This is a genomic window from Bacillus sp. XB1 (assembly GCF_053557995.1).
Genome location: NZ_JBNRIL010000001.1, coordinates 594,725 through 617,357 on the forward strand (window position 1 = coordinate 594,725; position 22,633 = coordinate 617,357).

The following is a 22,633-nucleotide window of genomic DNA, read 5'->3' on the forward strand; positions in this document are numbered from 1 at the left end:
ATGTAAAAGAAATATTATGAGGCTAGTTAATAACTAAGTAAATTTATATACAACACTAACGAGAAGAATAAACCTTATTTTAAAGGGGATACAGAAAATATGAGTAATTTACTAAAAAAGAAATCCGTTACACAATTGTTAGAGCATAATCAAAGCAAGACTTTAACGAAAACATTAGGAGCATTTGATTTAATTATGTTAGGGGTAGGCTCGATAGTTGGAACGGGCGTTCTTGTGTTAACTGGATTAGTAGCAGCAAGAAATGCTGGCCCAGCAGTTGTTTTTTCATTTATACTTGCAGCAATTATATGTGGATTTATAGCATTATGTTACGCGGAAATTGCTTCTACACTCCCGGCGTCTGGTAGTGTATATACATACTCATATGCAACAATTGGTGAGTTTGTTGCTCATCTAGTAGGTTGGTCATTGCTATTAATATATATCGTGGCAACAGCGGCTGTCGCTGCTGGATGGACAGGCTATTTCCACAATTTAATAAAGGGATTTGGATTAGAGATACCTAAAGCTCTAGTAACGATTCCTTCGCATGGTGGTATTGTGAATCTACCAGCAGTAATCATTACATTGATATTAGCATGGATGTTATCCCGTGGTACGAGGGAAAGTAAACGAATCAATAATACAATGGTATTGATTAAAATTGGAATGATTTTGTTGTTTATTACGGTTGGTATATTCTATGTAAAACCAATGAACTGGATACCAATTGCACCATACGGTTTAAGTGGAGTTTTTACGGGTGGAGCAGCTATTTTATTCGCTTTTACGGGTTTTGATATATTAGCAACTTCAGCAGAAGAAGTAAAAGATCCGAAACGTAATCTTCCAATCGGTATTATTGCATCATTAATCATATGTACAATTATTTATGTTATGGTATGCCTTGTTATGACAGGAATGGTTTCCTATAAAGAATTAAATGTTCCTGAGGCGATGGCTTATGTAATGGAAGTTGTAGGACAAGGAAAAGTTGCTGGTGCAATTGCTGCAGGTGCTGTAATTGGCCTTATGGCTGTTATTTTTTCCAATATGTATGCGGCAACACGAGTATTCTTTGCAATGAGTCGTGATGGATTGTTACCGAAATCATTTGCGAAAGTTAATAAGAAAACTGGAGCACCCGCTTTTATAACTGGATTGGCAGGAATAGGGAGCTCTATAATAGCTGGGTTTATTGATTTGAAAGAATTAGTTAATTTAGTTAATATCGGTAGTTTGGTGACGTTTGCGTTAGTTTGTCTATCAGTTATTATTCTACGTAAATCACACCCAAATTTAAAACGTGGATTTATGGTACCTTTTGTACCTGTATTACCATGCGTTGCAATTGTATGCTGTGTGTTTTTAATGCTAAATTTACCGTTAAGGACATGGGTGTACTTTAGTATTTGGATTACTATTGGGGTAGTAATATATTTCCTTTATTCGATAAAACACAGTAATTTAAATGAGGAAACGATCTCGAAATTACATGATAAAATTGCGAGATAATAACGATAGAAAATTTTATTAATAATCATATTGATAGTTGAGGAACATAGAAACAGTTTTTTGACATTTAGCAAGAGATAAAATAAGAGATGCTAGGGCAGCTAAGTACTTTTTTAGAAACCTTGCTTGTTTTTTACGATTTAAAACTGCTAAGGAGAGAGAAGTATGAGTGAATTGCATTTTATGAGTATAGAAGAATTAGATAATAAATTGAAAAAATCTGACAGTGGTATTTATTTCATTAAAGATTATAATGACAATATTATTTATGTAGGCAAGGCTTTTAGTATAAAAAGTAGAGTATTAGCTCATTTTAATAGTTATTCCAATATTGAGGAATATGTCCATTTATTTAATAAAGTAGCGTATCTCATTGAAGATAGTTTGTTAAAACGCTCATTGTTACAAGTTACTTATATGATTAAATATAAACCAGTATTAAACAAAGAAGTACAAAAAGAATTCCCAGAGTTGTATACTCAATACATTAAGCAGACAAATAAAAAATCTATGTTGTTAGAAATTGATGAAGCTAAAGAAAAAGGGGATGAGTTAAAGAATAAATTAGTAAAATTAGTGGGTGGAAAAACTATGTTTTATGACATAATTTCTCTGTTAAACAATGGATATAACTATCATGTCCTCGCAAAAGTATTGAACATAGAACTTCAAACTTTAATTATAATAAAAGAACACCGAAATAAATTCCCGATACCACATAATTATAAGAGGACAATAAAACATCAAGATATAATGTATGCTTTATCTGGAAAAAAGAATTTAAGTACTTCAAGGTTAAACACTTAACTTTAAAATAGTAAATTCGTTGCTTTTGTAGCTTTTATTGTTATATTGAAATGCAATGTACATTTGTGTTTCAAATTTAATTGGTGGAATAAGGGGAGGGAAAGGGTTCCTATAAAAATACTGGAATAAATTAGGTTTCTCATGCATAAATAGCATAATTAGGTACATGTTATTTATAAATATTCAAAGATGCGAAAGTAATACAAATGAAATTCTTATTTCTGCTACTACAAGTACTATTGAGCAAATGAAGTATGAAATTGCTTTTGAACTAGGAGTCACACTGGGACCTGATACATCACATCATCTGCAAATGGTTCGGATCGGTGGAGAGATTACAAAACGCTTAGTTCGAATAGCTGAAAAACAGTTAACAGGTCAATACAGAGTACACTAAGAAAATAATCCGTATATATATATGGATTATTTTTCCTTTAATTTACAAAAAAATAAATTTTGAAATCGAAAAAACCTCTCAGATTCCTTTGTAATAAACTTTTTTAGTTGTATTAATGACATAGGTATCAAAAGATAATCAACCTGATACGAACGATGTATGGGCCCTTAAAAGAGTTTTGGTGTTATTTGTAATTTTAATTTCATAATACTTAAGCCGATATAATAAAATGTTTTATGTCTAAATTGATATAAAGTAATAATTATTAAGTGATATTTCTTTTTTATAGAATAAGTAAAAACTGATATTGTAGTAATTACTGTTTTGAGGTCAATTTACTGTGCACCTTAATTATTGAAGTTTTTTTGTTGATTAACAACTATTGTATTTGGAAATTAATAATAAGTTTATCCCGCTATTTGCCGGGCAGTAAGACCTCCACCTCAAAATTCAGCGGAAGCAAAGAAGTTAGGTGGGGGGCGGGCTGCCCGTAAAAGCCCGATTGGTGAGAGCTAATAATCAGTGGGGGATGAACAAAACCCCCACTGATTAAAGTTTCACTTTATGTGATGCGGTAATAAAACTATCTAGTTTGCTATTCTTAGTATTTGTAAAGTCTATATATTTTTCCTCTTTTGTGGAAAGTAAAACTATTGTTACGACCAGTAATATAGTGTCATGTTTTTGAATATTCCATTCGTTTTTTATTTTTAGTTGATGAAAAGACCTTTCTCTCAATTAAATATTTAATTGAGTACTTGAATTTCCTCCACCTTGTACTTTTCAAAGCATAGTGCTTCAAAAATAGCCGTATCGCTTTCATCTGTTTCCAATTTCACAACTTCTTTATTATCTTTTTCTAAAATTTGGAGCAAAATAGTTTTTCAGTTTCACATTTAAATTAGCAGTATTTATTTTTTGAATTCAATTTGTATAAATGATTGAATTGGAACTTTGACTGTTGTTTCTTACGGTGGTACAGTATCTCCTGTTACTTTCGCTTTATTTTAAATCTTTTTCCAGCTTGGTCCTCGCATTGACTACCACTGTATTTTGAAGTACTTCACTGTTTTCTCAAGTTCAATAATTATATTTTGTAGAATTAAGAAAAGAACTTAGTGTATTTCCTTTACTTATCTACTCTGATATTTAGATGCTAACTACAATTAAATAATATATGATTTTTATAAAAAAGATATAGTAATATTTTGTTGTGAATTGTACTAATTTGATATTTTATAGTATTATTTGTCGTGAATTATATATAACAAAATATATTTTATGGATCTATAAAGGAGAATGTAATGAATACTTCTATCGATATACAACACTTGTGTGATCTTGCACATAAAGCATTTAATGCCCCTGTACATATTTTATCTGCAGACAGAAAAATTTTATATCATTCTACATCTGATAATGTTTGTAGTCCTTTTTATTCTTCAAAAGAAGAACATCTTAGTGATATTTATCAAGAAAACGATCCCTGTAACTTGCCACTTTTTCGAAGCAACAACTATCTTGAAAATTTTGTTCTAATTCATATAGAAAATCATGATGATATTAAAGGGACTATTATAATCGGTCCTACTATACATTCAAAAGATTCAGATGATATGATCATAAAATTTCAGAAAGAATTTAAATCAAATGATAACATTCAAGAAAGACTTGCCTATTATCAGTGTTTATCTGAGATTAAAAAAACTACATTAATTGATATGGGAATTTTATTACATTACATGATTTTCAATGAAAAGTTAGATGTAGATATTGTCTTGGAAAAAAATAAAGTACTAGAGGAAACTCCTAATAAAAATGTGAAACCTGATTTATATATTTTAAAACGTCGACAAAATAAACCTAAAACGCACAATATGGCATTAGTAAATGATTTCTTTTCGACTATCAAAGAAGGAAATAAAAAAAAGTTAATACAGTATATGTATGCGGTTTCGCAAGAAGATGTTGAACTTATGCTAGTAGAGGATCCGCTCAGGAATCAAAAAAACCTTGGAATTATTGCGATTACCTTAGCCACTCGATATGCAATAGAAGGAAATCTGCCACCAGATATTGCTTTTGCCCATAGTATTTTATATATACAAACCCTAGAACAATTAGATAATGTAGCATCTGTAAAGCGATTATCAGGGGACGCTTTACGTACCTTTGCAGATCGTGTGAAAGAATACAATGCAAAAAAGTATTCTTACGCGGTTACTACATGTATAAAACATATTAATAAAAATGTTTACGATGGAATATCTCTGAATGAACTTGCTAATCATTTAGAAATTACGCCTACTTATCTGTCTAAACTATTTAAAAAAGAAATGGGAATTACTTTAAGCGAATATATTCAAAGGGAACGAGTGGAAGAAGCAAAGAAATTATTAACCCTCACTACTTATTCGTTATCAGATATTTGTGCTTGGCTTAACTTTAATGACCAAAGTTATTTTATAAGAGTTTTCAAAAAAATCACTAGCATGACTCCTAGGCAGTACCGTGAAAAATATACAATAATATAAGCTTGTTATTTGCTGTCTCCAATGTAAAGACTTAAACATGGGTGTAAGTATCCCAAAAGATGAAAATACTGGACTTATTACTCTAGAAAGAGTTTGTGATTTGTCTAGAAAAAGAACTTGTATTCAAATAGACGTATGAGATTAACCAGATATTATCTTGTTAGCGGAACAGTTTCAATTTTTAGGAGTTAGAAAAATAATGGAGAAACAAAGTATATCTATTTTTTTAATAACAATCATGTGCTGAATTTATCCCGCTATTTGCCGGGCAGTAAGACCTCCATCTAAAAATTCAGCGAAAGCAAAGAAGTTAGGTGGGGGGCGGGCTGCCCGTAAAAGCCCGATTGGTGTGGGCTAATAATCAGTGGGGATGAACAAAACCCCCACTGATTAAAGTTGCACTTTATCGGTATAGTTCTGAATCAGATAAACTAGTCTGATGTCAGCTCAAACAAATAGCTCTTGAAGACTTTATAAACACATATGTGAGTAAAAGCTCAATGGAAATCTTTGTACCATATTGTTAATTTGAAAAAATACACTAACCGTTATTTTGCTAAAGGGAATAAAAATACAGAAGGCTGCAAAGTGTTCCAAGGAAGCTTTGCAGCTTTTTTGTAATTTAAAACCTACGTTTATAACGAAGATAAGTTTATAGACTAATATCTTCATATTAGATATTTATTAATAATGATATTAGGATGTTTTGTAAAAAATCAACAATATAACATATATTACTAAATATATCTACATTTTATGCAATTATACATAAGTAAATAAAGGTAAAAAAGTATAAAAAGACCTATTATATTATTCTATAAGTATTTTTTCTAAAATAAAATTTCTTGGCTGAGCTAAAATAGTTATTTTTAACCGTATACACATTAATTTGTAATCATTACAATTACAGAAATGAAATTTACAAATAACTATATTTATATAATTTTTTTCGGTTCATATTTTTATTTAACAGTAAATTATCGAGCTTAATCGACAAAATTTTTCTATTTACGCATTAAAAATTTAATGTTTTAATGAACAACATAACTGGTATGACCAGACAGAAAGGAGAAGGTTACGCTAATAGGAATTATAGTGAAGTTGTAAGTAACATTATGTCTTTAATAATTTTCTAAATAGTCAATTCGTTTACAAGAGGTCAAGAATCAAATTGGTAATAAACGTGTTCTAAGTTTCTGCGTAACAAAAGTGAAGTTATTCCGCAATAAAAGTATAAGCAATGTACAGTATAATTTCATCTTTTGTTGTCTAGTAAGGAGTTTGCTGACAAAACTAAGAGGGATATTATCAAATTGAAATTAAACAATGTTATGACAAGATTAACTGTAAGCATTGGTTTATTGATCCTCACGATTCTGTAAGTTAAACCGCAACTTTAGGAAAGAATTAATAATTTACTACTCATAAGGTGCCTGATTCAAATATAGTTAATAAATTTTTGTTATTTATATTTTAAAAAATAGAGTATCGAAATGAGAGATAAATAAAATCCTTATATCCTATTAGAAGTAAAAAACAACGATATTAACGTATCTGAAAGATTTCTCCTTCTTATCCAGTTTACAAAGAGAGCGGTCGTACAAGTTATATGAATTAAGTTATAAAAACAATGGTAAAGGAGTGTACGGAATGAAAACTAAAATAATGACAGGATTTTTAATAACATCCATTGTAACTGGAGCAACTATTCCTATCAATACTCTCGCAACACCAATCGTTCAAGCAGAAACTCAACAAGAAAACATGGATATTTCTTCATCATTACGAAAATTAGGTGCGCATTCTAAATTAGTCCAAACGTATATTGATCAATCTTTAATGAGTCCTAATGTACAGCTAGAGGAAGTCCCAGCTTTAAATACCAATCAATTCCTAATCAAACAAGATATGAAGGAATGGTCATCGGAACTCTATCCACAGTTAATTCTATTAAATTCAAAAAGTAAAGGATTTGTAACAAAATTTAATAGTTATTACCCGACATTAAAATCGTTTGTAGACAATAAAGAAGATAGAGAAGGGTTTTCGGATAGACTTGAAGTACTTCAAGAAATGGCTATGACGAATCAAGAAAATGCGCAACGACAAATCAATGAATTAACAGATCTTAAATTACAGCTTGATAAAAAATTAAAAGATTTTGATACTAATGTGGCAACTGCGCAAGGCATACTAAGTACAGATGGAACAGGAAAAATAGATCAGTTAAAAAATGAAATATTAAATACCAAAAAAGCAATTCAAAATGATTTACAGCAAATTGCATTAATACCAGGGGCTTTAAATGAACAGGGATTTGCTATATTCAAAGAAGTTTATAGTCTTTCAAAAGAAATTATTGAACCGGCTGCTCAAGCAGGGGTGGCAGCGTATAACAAAGGAAAAGAAATTAACAACTCTATTTTAGAAGCGGAGAAAAAAGCGGCGCAAGAAGCGACAGAACAAGGTAAAACTGCTCTAGAGATTGAAGCAGCAAAAAAAGCAGCTCGTGAAGCAATTGAGAAAAGCAAACAAGGTGAAATAGCAGCCGCAGCCGCAGCAAAAACACAAGAGTATGACCTGATGAAGGTCATTGATACCGAAAAGATTAAGAAAACATTTGGCGTTTTTGCTGAAGTAAATAAATTAACAGCAGAACAGCGAGCATATTTAGATGATTTAGAGAAACAAAATCAAAAAATATATGATTTAACAACGAAATTATCAATAGCTGATTTACAAAAATCAATGCTTCTTCTTACACAAAATGATTTGCATACGTTTGCAAATCAAGTAGATGTAGAACTGGATCTACTAAAGCGCTATAAAGAAGATTTAAATCTAATAAAAAATAGTATTACAAAATTATCCACTAATGTTGATACAACTAACGAGCAGTCTCAAAAAGATACATTAAGACAATTAAAAAATGTAATAAGTTACCTTGAAGAACAAGTATATAAATTTTAATATTGCGTTTTTTGGTAATTCATAAAGATTATAAGCATTTAGCGAAAGAAGGAGAATAGTCATGAAAAAATTTCCATTCAAAGTATTAACTTTAGCTACATTAGCAACAGTTATAACTGCTACTACCGGTAACACTATTCATGCATTTGCACAAGAAACGACCGCTCAAGAACAAAAAGTAGGCAATTATGCATTAGGCCCCGAAGGACTGAAGAAAGCATTAGCTGAAACAGGGTCTCATATTCTAGTAATGGATTTATACGCAAAAACAATGATTAAGCAACCAAATGTAAATTTATCTAATATCGATTTAGGCTCAGAGGGGGGAGAGTTGCTCAAAAATATTCACCTTAATCAAGAGCTGTCACGAATCAATGCGAATTACTGGTTAGATACAGCGAAGCCACAGATTCAAAAAACTGCTCGTAATATTGTAAATTACGATGAACAATTTCAAAATTATTACGACACATTAGTAGAAACTGTACAAAAGAAAGATAAGGCAGGTCTAAAAGAGGGTATAAATGATTTAATTACTACAATCAATACAAATTCAAAAGAAGTTACAGATGTGATTAAGATGCTACAAGACTTCAAAGGGAAACTATATCAAAATTCTACAGATTTTAAAAATAATGTTGGTGGTCCGGATGGGAAAGGTGGATTAACTGCAATATTAGCAGGTCAACAGGCAACGATTCCACAACTTCAAGCTGAAATTGAGCAACTTCGTTCTACTCAGAAAAAACATTTTGATGATGTATTAGCATGGTCAATTGGTGGTGGATTGGGAGCAGCTATTTTAGTTATTGCAGCTATTGGAGGAGCGGTAGTTATTGTTGTAACTGGCGGTACAGCAACACCGGCTGTTGTTGGTGGACTCTCGGCTCTTGGTGCAGCTGGTATCGGTCTAGGAACAGCGGCTGGTGTCACAGCATCTAAGCATATGGACTCCTATAATGAAATTTCTAACAAAATCGGAGAATTAAGTATGAAAGCAGATCGTGCTAATCAAGCAGTTCTTTCGCTTACTAACGCGAAAGAAACATTGGCATATCTATATCAGACTGTAGATCAAGCGATATTGTCTCTAACAAATATTCAAAAGCAATGGAATACAATGGGTGCAAATTATACAGATTTATTGGATAATATCGATTCTATGCAAGACCACAAATTCTCTTTAATACCAGATGATTTAAAAGCCGCTAAAGAAAGTTGGAATGATATTCATAAAGATGCAGAATTCATTTCAAAAGATATTGCTTTTAAACAGGAGTAGAACTGAAATTTAAAACCTAAATTGGAGGAAAATGAAATGATAAAAAGAATCCCTTACAAATTACTCGCTGTATCGACGTTATTAACTATTACAACTGCTAATGTAGTTTCACCAGTAACAACTTTTGCAAGTGAAATTGAACAAACGAACAATGAAGATACAGCACTTTCTGCAAATGAAGCGAGAATGAAAGAGACCTTGCAAAAGGCTGGATTATTTGCAAAATCTATGAATGCCTATTCTTATATGTTAATTAAGAATCCTGATGTGAATTTTGAGGGAATTACCATTAATGGATATGTAGATTTACCTGGTAGAATCGTACAAGATCAAAAGAATGCAAGGGCACATGCCGTTACTTGGGATACGAAAGTAAAAAAACAGCTTTTAGATACATTGAATGGTATTGTTGAATACGATACAACATTTGATAATTATTATGAAACAATGATAGAGGCGATTAATACAGGGGATGGAGAAACTTTAAAAGAAGGGATTACAGATTTACGAGGTGAAATTCAACAAAATCAAAAGTACGCACAACAACTAATAGAAGAATTAACTAAATTAAGAGACTCTATTGGACACGATGTTAGAGCATTTGGAAGTAATAAAGAGCTCTTGCAGTCAATTTTAAAAAATCAAGGTGCAGATGTTGATGCCGATCAAAAGCGTCTAGAAGAAGTATTAGGATCAGTAAACTATTATAAACAATTAGAATCTGATGGGTTTAATGTAATGAAGGGTGCTATTTTGGGTCTACCAATAATTGGCGGTATCATAGTGGGAGTAGCAAGGGATAATTTAGGTAAGTTAGAGCCTTTATTAGCAGAATTACGTCAGACCGTGGATTATAAAGTAACCTTAAATCGTGTAGTTGGAGTTGCTTACAGTAATATTAATGAAATGCACAAGGCGCTTGATGATGCTATTAACGCTCTTACTTATATGTCCACACAGTGGCATGATTTAGATTCTCAATATTCGGGCGTTCTAGGGCATATTGAGAATGCAGCTCAAAAAGCCGATCAAAATAAATTTAAATTCTTAAAACCTAATTTAAATGCAGCGAAAGACAGTTGGAAAACATTACGAACAGATGCTGTTACATTAAAAGAAGGAATAAAGGAATTAAAAGTGGAAACTGTTACTCCACAAAAATAGGGAAATATTAATTCTGTTGTAAAGTGAACTAAAACATAGAAAGTCTATGATTACACTGTTAAACAGAAAAGTAATAATTAATAAATCCTTATATAACAGAAAGGCGGAGTCTCATTAAAGACTTCGCCTTTCAATTATATATAAGTATGATTCGAATAAAAAATAACCTTGTAGTTTAATTGCTTTTTTAAAATTTGCAACAGAATCGGTTAATTTGAAGCAGATTATATACATTTTCTTTAATACTTAATGATTTGAAGGCTGCTAAAGAAAGTTCAAACGATACTGATAAAAGATGTAGAACTCATTTTGAAAGACATCGCTTTTTAATAAGATTAGAACTTGAAACCATACCTTATATAGGAGGAATACGAAATGATGAAAAAAATCCCTCATAAACTACTCGCTGTATCAGCATTTTTAACTATAACAACTACTTATGCAGTCATACCACTAGAAACTTTTGCAATTGAAATTGAACAAACGAACACTGAAAATATGTCTCTTTCAGCAAATGAAGAACAGATGAAAAAAGCTTTGCAAGATGCTGGTTTATTTGCAAAAGCTATGAATGAATATTCTTATTTGCTAATTAATAATCCAGATGTGAGTTTTGAAGGAATAACTATTAATGGAAATGCAGATTTACCTAGTAAAATTGTACAAGATCAAAAGAATGCAAGAGCACATGCTGTTACATGGAATACACAAGTAAAAAAACAGCTTTTTGATACATTGACAGGCATTATAGAATACGATACAAAATTTGAAAATTATTATGAAACATTAGTAGAGGCGATCAATACTGGAAATGGAGATACTTTAAAAAAAGGGATTACAGATTTACAGGGAGGAATTCAACAAAATCAAAAGTCTGCAAAAGCATTAAAAGAAGAATTAATTCAATTAAAAAATGCTATTGGAGAAGATGTTAGAACATTTGGAAGTCATAAAGAGACATTGCAATCGATTTTAAAAAACCAAGGTGCTGATGTGGAGGCTGACCAAAAGCGTCTAGAGGACCTTTTAGGACAAGTAAAATATCAGAAAGACATAGAATCTAAGGGCTTAGACATGGTGAAAATCCCCTTTATTCCAACCTTGATTGCTGGTGGCATAATGATAGGTGATGCAAGAGGTAAGTTAGGTTGGCTAGAACCTGAATTAGCAAAATTGCGTCAGACTGTAGATTATAAAATAACATTGAATCGTGTAGTTGGAGTTGCATTTCATAATATTAGTGATATGCATAGTATGCTTGATAGTGCTATCACTGCTCTTACTTATATGTCTACGCAATGGGAGGATTTAGATTCTCAATATTCGGGTGTACTGGGACATATTGATAAAGCTGATCAAAAAGCTGATCAAAATAAATATAAATTCTTAACCCCTAGCTTGAATGCAGCGAAAAACAGTTGGAAAACATTAAAAACAGATGTTGTCACTTTGCAAGAAGGGATAAAAATTGCAGAGAAAAAAGAACAGGATTTTTTGAATCAGCTTCGTCCATCAAACGTTTTCTACTTTTATAAAAAAATTCATAACGCATACACTTTTGAAATAAAGACTGGAACAAATGCGCCAAATGCGTCTTATAAAGTTATGAATTTAACTAAAAACACTGTTCATAATATGTGGAGTGGAGGGGCTAATACTAACATGTGGGCTGATTGGCTTTCATTCAATCCAAATGATGAATTTGCGGTAGTAGCAGTAGTGGATGGTAAAGAATATGTTGTGTATAAAGACAAAGTACAAAATATAATGAACTGAATCTGAAAGTAACGAAGTAATTGGAGCTGGAGAATAAACTAGACACCAAGTTAATTGAAAAATTGCAATGGCATATATCTCCTTATATCCTAGAATAATTTGCTCAAGAAAAAGAATTTGTTCAGCGAAAAAGTAAATATTGAACCAAGGAGTTAGTTGTCTTATGTGTATGGTTTTACCGAAAGGTTTCAAGTACATTACTCATACAATTATGTAGTTATCCTGAAGCATCTACAGGTGTTCTTATCGACCTTGAAGAACTACTTAGCTTCCTAAGTTGAGTGATTTTATGCAAAATTAAGTGAACGTTTTTGTACATAGATTAGTTGACATTTATATAGTTTTTTTCCATTTTTAAAGATAGTTTTGTTTTTTATGTTATTTTTCAAAAATTACTGCTAAAATTTCTATATTCATCACTCAGCATATAATCATTGTTTGATGAAATGACATACCACGTCCCTTAGAGTTTCAGACATATTACGATAAATTAAAGAAAAAAGATAATAGTAGTCAACGGTTACTATTATCTTTTTTGAACTATTTTTCATTAAAATATCTCATCTGCTGTGCTCCGTATTTACTTTTCTAGATTTTATCCTAGTTTAAAATTTATGCATTTGAACTGTTTATACAATTTGTAGGATTTTTAGTTTTTTTGTCGAATACACTTAATGCAAGGAGGGACATTACATGATTATTAAAGATTATTTCATCAACCTTTCTATTTTTTCTTTATTAGTTAGCGTAGCAATATTTATTCAAGTGTTTACAATTAATTCTAGTCGATATTTTGAAAAGCTCTATGGAGGGATTATTGCAGTTACGTTAATGTTCTTTTCTTTTCCATACATGGGATTTTCCTACGATCTTCGAGTTGTTCCTCTTATTCTATCTTTTATTTACTTTGGTCGTATTGCTGGTTGGATTACGTTAATTAGCATAATTGTAATGCGTATCTTTTACACAGGAGGGTACTGGGAACCTCCTGTGATTGCTTATTTAGGTATGGGGATTCTATTTTCTACCTTTAAAACTTATTTTAAAAAACTACATCCTTTTAAAAGTGCATCGTTATATTTTTCTGTTTTTATTGGAATAAAGTGGTTAGTTGGCGTATTATTTAATACTACATTACTTTACACAGGAGGCTTATTATATATAGCGTTAGGACTTTTAATTGGGCTATTTCTTATGGAAGCCTACCAGAGATTGTATTATTTAACACAGGACTTATCTAAAATGAATCGAGAATTAAAAAAATCGAAGCAAGAACTTGCAGATACCGTACATGAGCTTCAAGGAGGAATTTTTAAATTTAAAAAAGTGGGTAAGCACTTTATACACACTTTATGTGATGGACAGTTTTATTATCAAAACGGATTTTATTCTGAACAGGTGGTAGGAAAAAGCTTACGTACTATTGATGCTTCTATTGTTCCTCCACATTTAGTTCCACAATTGATGAAGTACTATCTTCAGGCATGGGAAGGAAAAGAAATTATATTTGAATTACCTTGGCCAAATGATAAAACTATTATTCTTATTGCGCTTAGGCCGATTAAACGAAATGGACAAGTTATTGAAGTTGTTGGTTCTACAGTTGATATAACCGAAAGGAAAAAGGTAGAATCAGAATTAAGCGCTACCAAAGAATTATTGGAATCATTTATAAAGCACAATCTAGATGCTATTACCATTTCTGATCGAGAAGGGCATATTTTACAAGCGAATAAAGCTTATGAAAAGATATTTGGGTGGTCATCACAAGAAATCATAGGTAAGAGATTACCTTGTGTACCAGATTTTTTAATGGAAGAATCGCTTAAAAATATTCAGAAAATTCTAACAGGTGAATCTGTGGTTACTAGATTAGAAACTGTTAGACAAAGGAGCGATGGGAGTCTTCTTGATGTCAGTCTGACAGTTTCTCCTATACTAGATGTAAGAGGAAATGTGATAGCTTTATCAGCAATATGTAGAGACATCTCTGAAAGAAAACAAGCAGAAAGAGAACGACATCGATTACACCAGCAATTAAGAGATAGTGAAATGAAGTACCGTGCACTAATTGAACAAGCAACTGATGCGGTATATGTAGTAGAGCTGAATGAAGATAATGCTCCAAGTCGATTTATTGAGGTAAACCCTGTTGGGTGTAGAAGATTTGGATATAGTAGAGAAGAGTTGCTCTCATTATCATTTTCAAATGTAGTACCACAAGATTCTCAAATAATCGTAAGGTTATTAGAAAAAATTAAAAAGGGACAAACTTCCTTCACTTTGCAAGATGAATATGTTTTTCCAACAGGAAAAGTAATAACAACTGAGTTTAGTGTTCGTGTTTTTAACTTAAATGGTAAAAAAGTTTTCCTAAGTATTTCTCGTGATATCACTGAACGGCTAAAAACAGAAGAATTATTACGAAAATCTGAAAAACTTGCTGTTGTAGGACAATTAGCGACTGTAATGGCTCATGAGATTAATAATCCATTAACTGCAATGAAAGGGTTCATGCAATTACTAAAATCAACGGAAAGTGAGAATAATCAGGGTTATATTAATATAGTATCATCAGAGATTGAGCGTATAGAGAGCATTACAACTGAATTTATGGCGGTAGCCAAACCACAGGTGGTAAAAATGCAACCTAATAACATTAGTGTGCTAATGGATCAAGTTTTAATGCTACTACAACCTCAAGCAATGATGAATAATATAAAAATTAAAATCGATCTTAACCCTGGTATTCCATTGATTTCATGTGAAGGAAATCAATTAAAGCAAGTATTTGTTAATATATTAAAAAATGCAATTGAATCTATGCCGATGGGAGGAGAAATTCTCATTCAATTAAATATACTTGATAATAATCAATTAAGTATTCGTTTTATCGATCAAGGGTGTGGGATTCCAAAAGAACGTATACCATACCTTGGAGAACCTTTTTATAGTATTAAAGAAGAGGGGATTGGCTTAGGGTTAATGATCTGTTATAAAATCATTGAAACACATCAGGGAAAGGTATTTATTGAGAGTGAAGTGAATAAGGGAACTACAGTTGAAGTCACTCTCCCTATTTGTACACTTCAAAATTAATATGTTCTTTTACTGAAATTTTTTAAGAAACCATACAGAATGTAATGATAATGTTACTTAATGAAATAATAAAGAGAAGAACACTGGTAAATGTACCCTATAGAATAGACACTTGAAAAAGCCTGTTATAAAAACATCCTTTCTTTAGAACCAAAAGAAAGGATGTTTTTAATATTGTAATTTTTCTTGGGGATATTTAAAATTTTTACTTTTAATACATTTTTTAACTAATTTTGGTTAAGTTAGTTAAAAAGGCATTATTTTTAATGAGCATATTGACATATAAATATCCCTCATTTTTAAAATAGAAATTTCTAAAAACTATATATAGGTTCTTTTTGAAAGGAAGGGTATTATCAATTGAAACCACATGAAAAAGTACCTGTTCACTCTATAAAATCTTTGCAGGAATTAATGCAATTACTAAAAAAATCTAAAGATTTTATAACGTTGGAGATCGCTTCAAACAAATCCTCTATAGTCATTTCATATTTTAGAACCTTAATCGATGTAAATATATTTCATGAAGAGGTTTTAACTCATATAAAAGAGAAGAGCTGCGATTCATTACAAGATATTCGGTCTGTCTTACCCTTTGAAAATTCAAAAATAACAAATCAAATTGAAGATATTCAGGATAGTATTTTAAATGGCTATATACTTATTCAGTTCGATACAGATAAACTAAATTGTTTGTTAGTAAATGTGTCAAAGAAAGAAAAAAGGGATATTACAAAAGCTGAAATTGAATACAATATTGTGGGTCCGCAAATCGCATTTGTCGAAGATTTAGATGTAAATTTAAATTTAGTACGTAGAAAGCTCCCAACACCTTATTTACAAATGAAGGAATTGAAAGTAGGCTCTCTCTCTAACACAACTGTTGCGATTGTATTTATTGAGGGAATTGTAAATGATCAAAATCTACAAGAAATTATAAAAAGGGTAAGTCAAATAAAAACAGACCATGTTTTGGATAGTACTTATTTGATGCAGTTAATTGCAGACAACCCAAATTCTATATTCCCTCAATTTTTGAATACAGAACGTCCGGACCGTGTGGCAGCTGTATTAGCAGAAGGGAAAATTGCACTTTTTGTAGATGGCTCGCCTTATGCCATCACTCTTCCAACAACATTAATTGATTTTTTTTCTACGACAGAAGATTACACCATGCCTTGGATTATAGCCTCTTTTTTTCGTCTATTAAGGCTTTTTGCTTTTATATTTTCTGTCTTAACGACGCCATTATATGTCTCGATCTTAACATATCATTACGAGCTTATCCCAAAAGAACTTCTTGAAACGTTAATCATATCGAGAAGTAAAGTACCTTTTCCTCCATTAATTGAAGCACTTTTTTTAGAAATAACGATTGAATTACTGAGAGAAGCAGGGGCACGTTTACCAACTAAAGTGGGTTTAACTGTCGGTATCGTAGGTGGTATTGTAATTGGACAAGCATCGGTAGAAGCAAGTCTTACAAGTAACGTACTTATTATCATTGTTGCACTTTCAGCTCTTAGTTCATTTACAGCACCAATATATCGAATTGGTAATACAATTCGAGTAATTCGTTTTCCTTTTATAATATCTGCACACCTATTGGGCTTATTAGGAATTGTTTTAACAAGTTCTTTCCTTTTAGTACGCTTATTACGTACAGAATCATTAAGACGTCCTTATTTGTTCCCTTTTTATCCTACACGTCCTACAGATTGGAAAGACAGCATTATACGTATGCCAATCTCAGCGATGTTTCGACGTCCTATTTTTTCAAGGTCTAAACAGCGTTTTCGCTTTAATCCAGAAGAGGTAGAGAAAAATAAAATCATATCACGAAATGATTTTGATGATTGAATTTAACAGGGAGGAGCATTATGAAACAGATCCCAATTGAGTATCAAGTCTCGCCATATATGGTATTTTTTTTAATTATTACTATACAGTTGGGAGTTGGTATGCTTGGTTTTGAAAGGATTAGTGCAAAATTAGTTGGAAATGATGCGTGGATTAGCACGCTACTTTTTGGAATATCTGTTAATGTTATGATTTGGATCATATATCAGATTTTAAATCAGGGTAATGGAGACATCATTGCAATCAATCAAAACGTACTTGGAAAATGGATTGGTGGATTGCTCAACTTCATTTTTTTATCTTATATTGTATTGTTAGGTGCAACAACACTACATACTTATATCGAAGTAGTACATGTTTGGATGTTTCCTTCAATTTCATCTTGGGTTATAGCAGGGGCTTTTTTGGGTCTATGTTATTACATTGTTACTGGAGGATTTCGTGTAGTTGCCGGAATCGGCTTCTTTGGAATCGTTATCCCAAGCATTCTAATCTTCACATTTTTTTATCCTTTGCAGTATGCAGATTTCCAGAATTTATTTCCAATTGCACAGCATTCATTCCTAGAAATTATGAAAGGAATGAAAGGAAATATGTTTAGTTTTTTTGGATTTGAAATGTTATTGCTGTACTACCCATTTATTAAAAAGGCAAAAACGTCTCAAAAATATGCGCACTATGCAAATTTAGTAACGACTATTGTCTACACATACCTTATGATTTTAACTCTTGCATTTTTTAGTGAAAAACAACTAGCGAGTGCGATATGGGCATATTTAAGCATGATTAAAATTATACAATTTCCCTTTATAGAGCGGTTTGAATACATTATTGTTTCTGTTTGGGCTTTTTTTATATTACCCAATGTTTCCTTTACATTATGGGGAGTAAGTCGTGGTATAAAAGAGGCACTGGGAATAAAGCAAAAATATGTTTTGCCAGTTATCATCCTATTCATCTTTGTTTTATCATTTTTCTTGAATAATCGTAATAAAATTAACTTATTAAATACTTGGACAGGTCAAATGGGCTTTGTATATATATATGTATACCTACCTGTACTATGGCTAATTCAAACGGCCAAAATAAAGTTAAGGAGATAAACATGAAGCGATGGATACTTTTCCTTATATTAAGTGTCTTCTTAATAGGTTGTGCTAAAACGAAAATTGTGGATGACATTGACTTAGTTCAAGTTGCGGCATATGATACCGAAGCAGAAGGTAAGCTAAAAGGAACCTTTGCGATTTCAGCTTATAAAGGAGGCGGGGAAGGTGAAACAAAAATCTATTCAGCATCAGGCCAGACTGGTAGAGAAGTTCTTGCAAGAGCATCCGAAAAATCTTCTGGACCTCTAGAGTTGGGGCAATTGCGTGTTATTATATTTAATGAAAAAATAATTGAAAAGGGAATGCAGGAAATTTTAGAGACTTTGAACCGAAATCCTAGTGTAGGAAATGCAATTTATTTAGCAATTACAAATGTAAAAGGGGAATCACTATTAAAGGGGAACTATTCTAAAGAAAAAGAAATTGCTTCCTATCTATCCTCTTTACTGGAGCAAAATATGGACAATGGAACGCAGCCCAAAACAAATTTTTTTATGTTTTTAAACCAACTTAATGATGATGCGAGAGATTCCTATTTACCGATAATATCTAAAAAAGGTAACGTGTTGGAGTTAGATGGAATAGCACTTTTTAAAAGATGTAAAATGGTTGATAAAGTGAACCCTAAAGATTTATTTGTATTTAAATTGTTGACAGATAATTTTAAACAAGGTACATACCAATTCAAACTACCTGGTTCTTCAAATACTTACGCTACGATAGAGAATATAAAAGCTAGAACAAAATATAAGATGGAGGGGAATAGTAAGCATCCATTCGTAAATGCTCATATTCAAGTTAAAGCTGAAATTCAAGAATTTACAAAAACAAAAAATCTAGATAATCCTAAAGAAATAAAAAAATTAGAAAAAATTATGGAAAAAGAAATAGAAAAAAAAGCAACTACATTGATAAAGAGATTTATTAAAAAAGACACAGATCCTATAGGACTTAGAAAGCTTGGTAGAACTCACGTAAGAAAATGGAACAGTCAAGAATGGGAAGAATCCTATAAAGATTTACGTTTTCGTGTAACAGCTGATGTAAAAGTAACCCAATCTGGTGTCACAGAATAAATCAAATAAGATATGGGAAATTTTAATAAAAAATATAGTCTCGCAGGAGATTAGGGAGAAGAGAAACGATTAACAAAGAATTTCATAAACATTAAGATGCTTTGTTAATCGTTTTTATACCTGTAGCTTTATCACTTATAGTAATCATAATTATAATAAAAGAACAACGAAACAAATTCCCGATACCACATAATTATAAGAGGACAATAAAGCATCAAGATATAATGTATGCTTTGTCTGGAAAAAAGAATTAAGTACTTCAAGGTTAAACACTTAACTTTAAAATAGTAAATTCGTTGCTTGTAGCACTTCAACTAGACTGTGTCCCCGAAAGTTAGAAAGGTCGGTTTGTTAAGTAGCCTCTAGGGAATGAGCCTAGTACAATACCGGATTCATTCCCTTTTATTTTTCCTTGATTCTTTCATGATTATAGTACTTTATATACTTTGCTAATTCTTGTTTGAATTCTGTTATACTTTCAAATTCTCTCGATACAGAAATAGACATACAAAAACGCCATTCTTTCTTATAAATCTACAGAAAGAATGTCGTATTCTTCAAAAGTGAGTTCCTTTATTGAAAAGCTTTAGTTCTATATGACAGATAAAAGGGCAAGCAACGCTAAAATAGCGAGAAGTCCTTGTTTCATGATAATTGATTTATTGGATGTGAGACCTCCGAAAATAGCTGCTACCCCACACAAATGATGAAAAATAATTGAATCATATAACCAATGGGATTGTTTCCAAGTATAAGTCCCCAAATGAGGCCAGCTGCTAAGAATCCATTATATAAACCGTTTACAAATTAATTGTCTAAGTATTTCTAAGTTTAAAGAGTGCAGTGTCTTCGTTTTTTATTGAATTAACTTTTACATGTTGGTTCAATATTTTCTATTCTCTTGGAACTTAGTTCTCGTTTACTTCTCACAAAAGCAATAAAATCTATTATCTCTTCTGTTGACAGTGCTTCTCCATCTACTAAAAGTGTTGCATCTGGATCGTTTAGGAGTCTTGTAATATCAATTACATCTTTGTTTTGATGTGAATGTTCAATTCGACCTAATATATAATCTACAGATGTATCAAATAAATCGGCTATTTTAGATAAAGATTGTAATGAAGGTAATCTATAACCATTTTCATAACCAGCATAGGTGCTTTTCGCAATCCCAAGTCGATCTGCTGTCTCTTGTAAGGACCATTTTTGATTTTTTCTTAATTTAGATAAACGTTCCAGCATTCGTCTCATACCCCATCTAATTTTATTAAATTAATTATAGCATAGAAAAAGAATCAAGAATAGAAAAAAGTACGCGTATTGAATACAAAATCTTGATTAATTCAAATTAAGTTCTATAATGATAAATGTAAATACGCATTACGCGAACGATATATCGTTGTTTATTTTATGGAGGGGTTGTGTATGAAGAAAATTTTATTACTTGCAACTGGTGGGACAATTGCATCTGTGGAGGGGAATGAGGGGCTTGTTCCAGGATTGTCTGCTGAGGAATTATTGAATTATTTTTCGAAGTCTTCTCGAAACTTAGAAATAGATTGCAAAATCTTAATGAATATTGATAGTACCAATATGCAACCTGAGCACTGGAAAGAAATAGCTAATGCTGTTTTTAATCACTATGATGACTATGACGGGTTTGTGATTACACATGGAACGGATACGTTAGCTTATACATCTTCCGCGTTATCTTATATGCTGCAAGGTTTAAGAAAACCAGTTGTTTTAACAGGTTCACAAGTACCTATTAGTTTTAAAAAGACAGATGCAAAGAAAAATGTAGCTGATGCTCTTAGATTTGCCTGTGAGGATGTTGGCGGTGTGTTTATTGTTTTTGATAGTAGGGTGATTATTGGGACGAGAGCAGTTAAAATGCGAACAAAAAGTTATGATGCATTTGAAAGTGTGAATTATCCATATGTTGCTGAGGTAAATGAAGATGAAGTGAAATATCATTGGAAGCCAACGTCCTCCCATAATGAACTTTCAATAAATACTAATTTATGTACGGATGTTTTTCTTATGAAATTGTATCCAGGTACAAAACCAGAGATATTTGATTGTTTAAAAGATTTGTATAAAGGAATTATTATTGAAAGTTTTGGAAACGGTGGATTACCTTTTGAAGGAAGGAACTTGCTTTCGAAAATTCAAGAGTTGACTGAAATGGGGATTGCTGTAGTGATTACTACTCAATGCCTGGAAGAAGGAGAAGACATACTTCTCTATGAAGTAGGACGGAAAGTGGCACAACATCAAGTAATATTGTCTGGAGATATGAATACGGAAGCCATCATAGCAAAATTGATGTGGGCGCTTGGGAAAACTAATAAATTAGAAGAGATTAAAAAAATTATTGAAGAGCCTTTAGTCTACGATTTAACAATAAAATCTGATAAGGATTGGTAATGACTTCATATGATTTATTTAGGTTTTACATTTAATATGGGGGAGAAATTAAAATGGCAATGACAAACAAGAACGTGCGAGTGGAGAATGATTTTTTGGGAGGAAAGGAATTACCTATTGAGGCATATTACGGAATTCAGACTTTACGCGCTGTTGAAAATTTCCCGATTACAGGGTATAAAATTCATGAAAGTTTAATTAGAGCGTTCGCAATTGTAAAAAAAGCTGCAGCGCTTGCGAATACAGATGTAGGAAGATTGGAATTAAACAAGGGCGGTGCGATCGCAGAAGCTGCTCAAGAAATTCTTGATGGAAAATGGCATGATCATTTCATCGTAGATCCAATCCAAGGCGGAGCGGGTACTTCAATGAACATGAATGCAAATGAAGTCATTGCCAATCGTGCTCTTGAATTATTAGGAATGGAAAAGGGAGACTATCATTATATTAGTCCAAATAGCCATGTAAATATGGCCCAATCAACAAATGATGCATTCCCAACGGCGATTCATATCGCGACGTTAAATGCATTAGAAGGCTTATTACAAACGATGGGTTATATGCATGATGTATTTGAATTAAAAGCAGAACAGTTTGACCATGTTATTAAAATG

The 22,633-nt window shown here is 31.8% G+C and carries 16 protein-coding genes and 3 pseudogenes; 15 read left to right on the top strand and 4 right to left on the bottom strand.

Going from position 1 to position 22,633, the window contains the following annotated elements; all coding sequences use genetic code 11:
- Nucleotides 1-99: 99 nt before the first annotated feature.
- The 3 genes from ACK1U5_RS02905 (at nt 100) to ACK1U5_RS02915 (ending at nt 2,719) form a co-directional block, all read left to right on the top strand.
- A complete protein-coding gene (locus tag ACK1U5_RS02905; RefSeq protein ID WP_000067453.1) occupies nt 100-1,515 on the top strand; it encodes an amino acid permease in 1,416 nt (471 codons plus the stop codon).
- 165 nt (nt 1,516-1,680) lie between these two features.
- Nucleotides 1,681-2,322: an excinuclease ABC subunit C gene (locus tag ACK1U5_RS02910; protein ID WP_001292158.1), complete on the top strand. Its 642-nt coding sequence runs from the start codon at nt 1,681-1,683 to the stop codon at nt 2,320-2,322.
- Nucleotides 2,323-2,488: 166 nt separating this feature from the next.
- Complete coding sequence (locus ACK1U5_RS02915) at nt 2,489-2,719, top strand: alpha/beta-type small acid-soluble spore protein (protein WP_087875535.1); 231 nt, start codon at nt 2,489-2,491, stop codon at nt 2,717-2,719.
- A gap of 746 nt (nt 2,720-3,465) precedes the next feature.
- On the opposite strand, the gene ACK1U5_RS02920 is transcribed toward ACK1U5_RS02915, so the two are convergent.
- Nucleotides 3,466-3,594, bottom strand: a complete 129-nt coding sequence (locus tag ACK1U5_RS02920; protein ID WP_000939299.1) for a hypothetical protein — start codon at nt 3,592-3,594, stop codon at nt 3,466-3,468.
- A gap of 429 nt (nt 3,595-4,023) precedes the next feature.
- Here ACK1U5_RS02920 and ACK1U5_RS02925 point away from each other — a divergent pair, with 429 nt between their 5' ends.
- The 10 genes and pseudogenes from ACK1U5_RS02925 to ACK1U5_RS02970 form a co-directional block, all read left to right on the top strand.
- Nucleotides 4,024-5,253, top strand: a complete 1,230-nt coding sequence (locus tag ACK1U5_RS02925; protein ID WP_087875534.1) for a helix-turn-helix domain-containing protein — start codon at nt 4,024-4,026, stop codon at nt 5,251-5,253.
- Between the two features lie 1,650 nt (nt 5,254-6,903).
- A complete protein-coding gene (hblC, locus tag ACK1U5_RS02930; protein ID WP_000850227.1) occupies nt 6,904-8,223 on the top strand; it encodes a hemolytic enterotoxin HBL lytic component L2 in 1,320 nt (439 codons plus the stop codon).
- 61 nt (nt 8,224-8,284) lie between these two features.
- The gene (gene hblD, locus ACK1U5_RS02935) at nt 8,285-9,505 is read left to right on the top strand and encodes a hemolytic enterotoxin HBL lytic component L1 (RefSeq protein ID WP_000714435.1); all 1,221 of its coding nucleotides are present in this window, start codon (nt 8,285-8,287) and stop codon (nt 9,503-9,505) included.
- 36 nt (nt 9,506-9,541) lie between these two features.
- Nucleotides 9,542-10,669 carry a hemolysin BL binding component B gene (gene hblA, locus ACK1U5_RS02940; RefSeq protein ID WP_087875533.1) on the top strand — a complete coding sequence of 376 codons (1,128 nt, stop codon included), beginning with the start codon at nt 9,542-9,544 and terminating at the stop codon, nt 10,667-10,669.
- A gap of 375 nt (nt 10,670-11,044) precedes the next feature.
- On the top strand, nt 11,045-12,445 hold the full coding sequence (gene hblB, locus ACK1U5_RS02945) for a hemolysin BL regulatory component HblB (RefSeq protein WP_000976141.1): 1,401 nt from the start codon (nt 11,045-11,047) through the stop codon (nt 12,443-12,445).
- Between the two features lie 693 nt (nt 12,446-13,138).
- A complete protein-coding gene (locus tag ACK1U5_RS02950) occupies nt 13,139-15,544 on the top strand; it encodes a PAS domain S-box protein (protein ID WP_087875532.1) in 2,406 nt (801 codons plus the stop codon).
- Between the two features lie 360 nt (nt 15,545-15,904).
- Complete coding sequence (locus ACK1U5_RS02955) at nt 15,905-17,404, top strand: spore germination protein (RefSeq protein ID WP_087875531.1); 1,500 nt, start codon at nt 15,905-15,907, stop codon at nt 17,402-17,404.
- A gap of 20 nt (nt 17,405-17,424) precedes the next feature.
- On the top strand, nt 17,425-18,507 hold the full coding sequence (locus tag ACK1U5_RS02960; protein ID WP_000809694.1) for a GerAB/ArcD/ProY family transporter: 1,083 nt from the start codon (nt 17,425-17,427) through the stop codon (nt 18,505-18,507).
- Nucleotides 18,508-18,509: 2 nt separating this feature from the next.
- Nucleotides 18,510-19,589: a Ger(x)C family spore germination protein gene (locus ACK1U5_RS02965; RefSeq protein ID WP_000832860.1), complete on the top strand. Its 1,080-nt coding sequence runs from the start codon at nt 18,510-18,512 to the stop codon at nt 19,587-19,589.
- A gap of 146 nt (nt 19,590-19,735) precedes the next feature.
- A pseudogene (locus tag ACK1U5_RS02970) lies at nt 19,736-19,866 on the top strand (excinuclease ABC subunit C); the annotation flags it as partial.
- 125 nt (nt 19,867-19,991) lie between these two features.
- Here ACK1U5_RS02970 and ACK1U5_RS02975 read toward each other — a convergent pair.
- The 3 genes and pseudogenes from ACK1U5_RS02975 to ansR form a co-directional block, all read right to left on the bottom strand.
- Nucleotides 19,992-20,078, bottom strand: a pseudogene (locus tag ACK1U5_RS02975) (IS3 family transposase); the annotation flags it as partial.
- A gap of 103 nt (nt 20,079-20,181) precedes the next feature.
- A pseudogene (locus ACK1U5_RS02980) lies at nt 20,182-20,387 on the bottom strand (DUF1304 domain-containing protein); the annotation flags it as partial.
- Nucleotides 20,388-20,453: 66 nt separating this feature from the next.
- A complete protein-coding gene (ansR, locus tag ACK1U5_RS02985) occupies nt 20,454-20,831 on the bottom strand; it encodes an HTH-type transcriptional regulator AnsR (RefSeq protein ID WP_000893567.1) in 378 nt (125 codons plus the stop codon).
- Nucleotides 20,832-21,014: 183 nt separating this feature from the next.
- Here ansR and ansA point away from each other — a divergent pair, with 183 nt between their 5' ends.
- Both ansA and ACK1U5_RS02995 read left to right on the top strand, forming a co-directional pair.
- Nucleotides 21,015-22,019, top strand: coding sequence for an asparaginase (ansA, locus tag ACK1U5_RS02990; RefSeq protein ID WP_087875530.1), 1,005 nt, complete (start codon nt 21,015-21,017; stop codon nt 22,017-22,019).
- A 53-nt stretch (nt 22,020-22,072) separates the two neighbouring features.
- The coding region (locus tag ACK1U5_RS02995; protein WP_448814764.1) for a lyase family protein at nt 22,073-22,633 on the top strand (561 nt) is incomplete at its 3' end.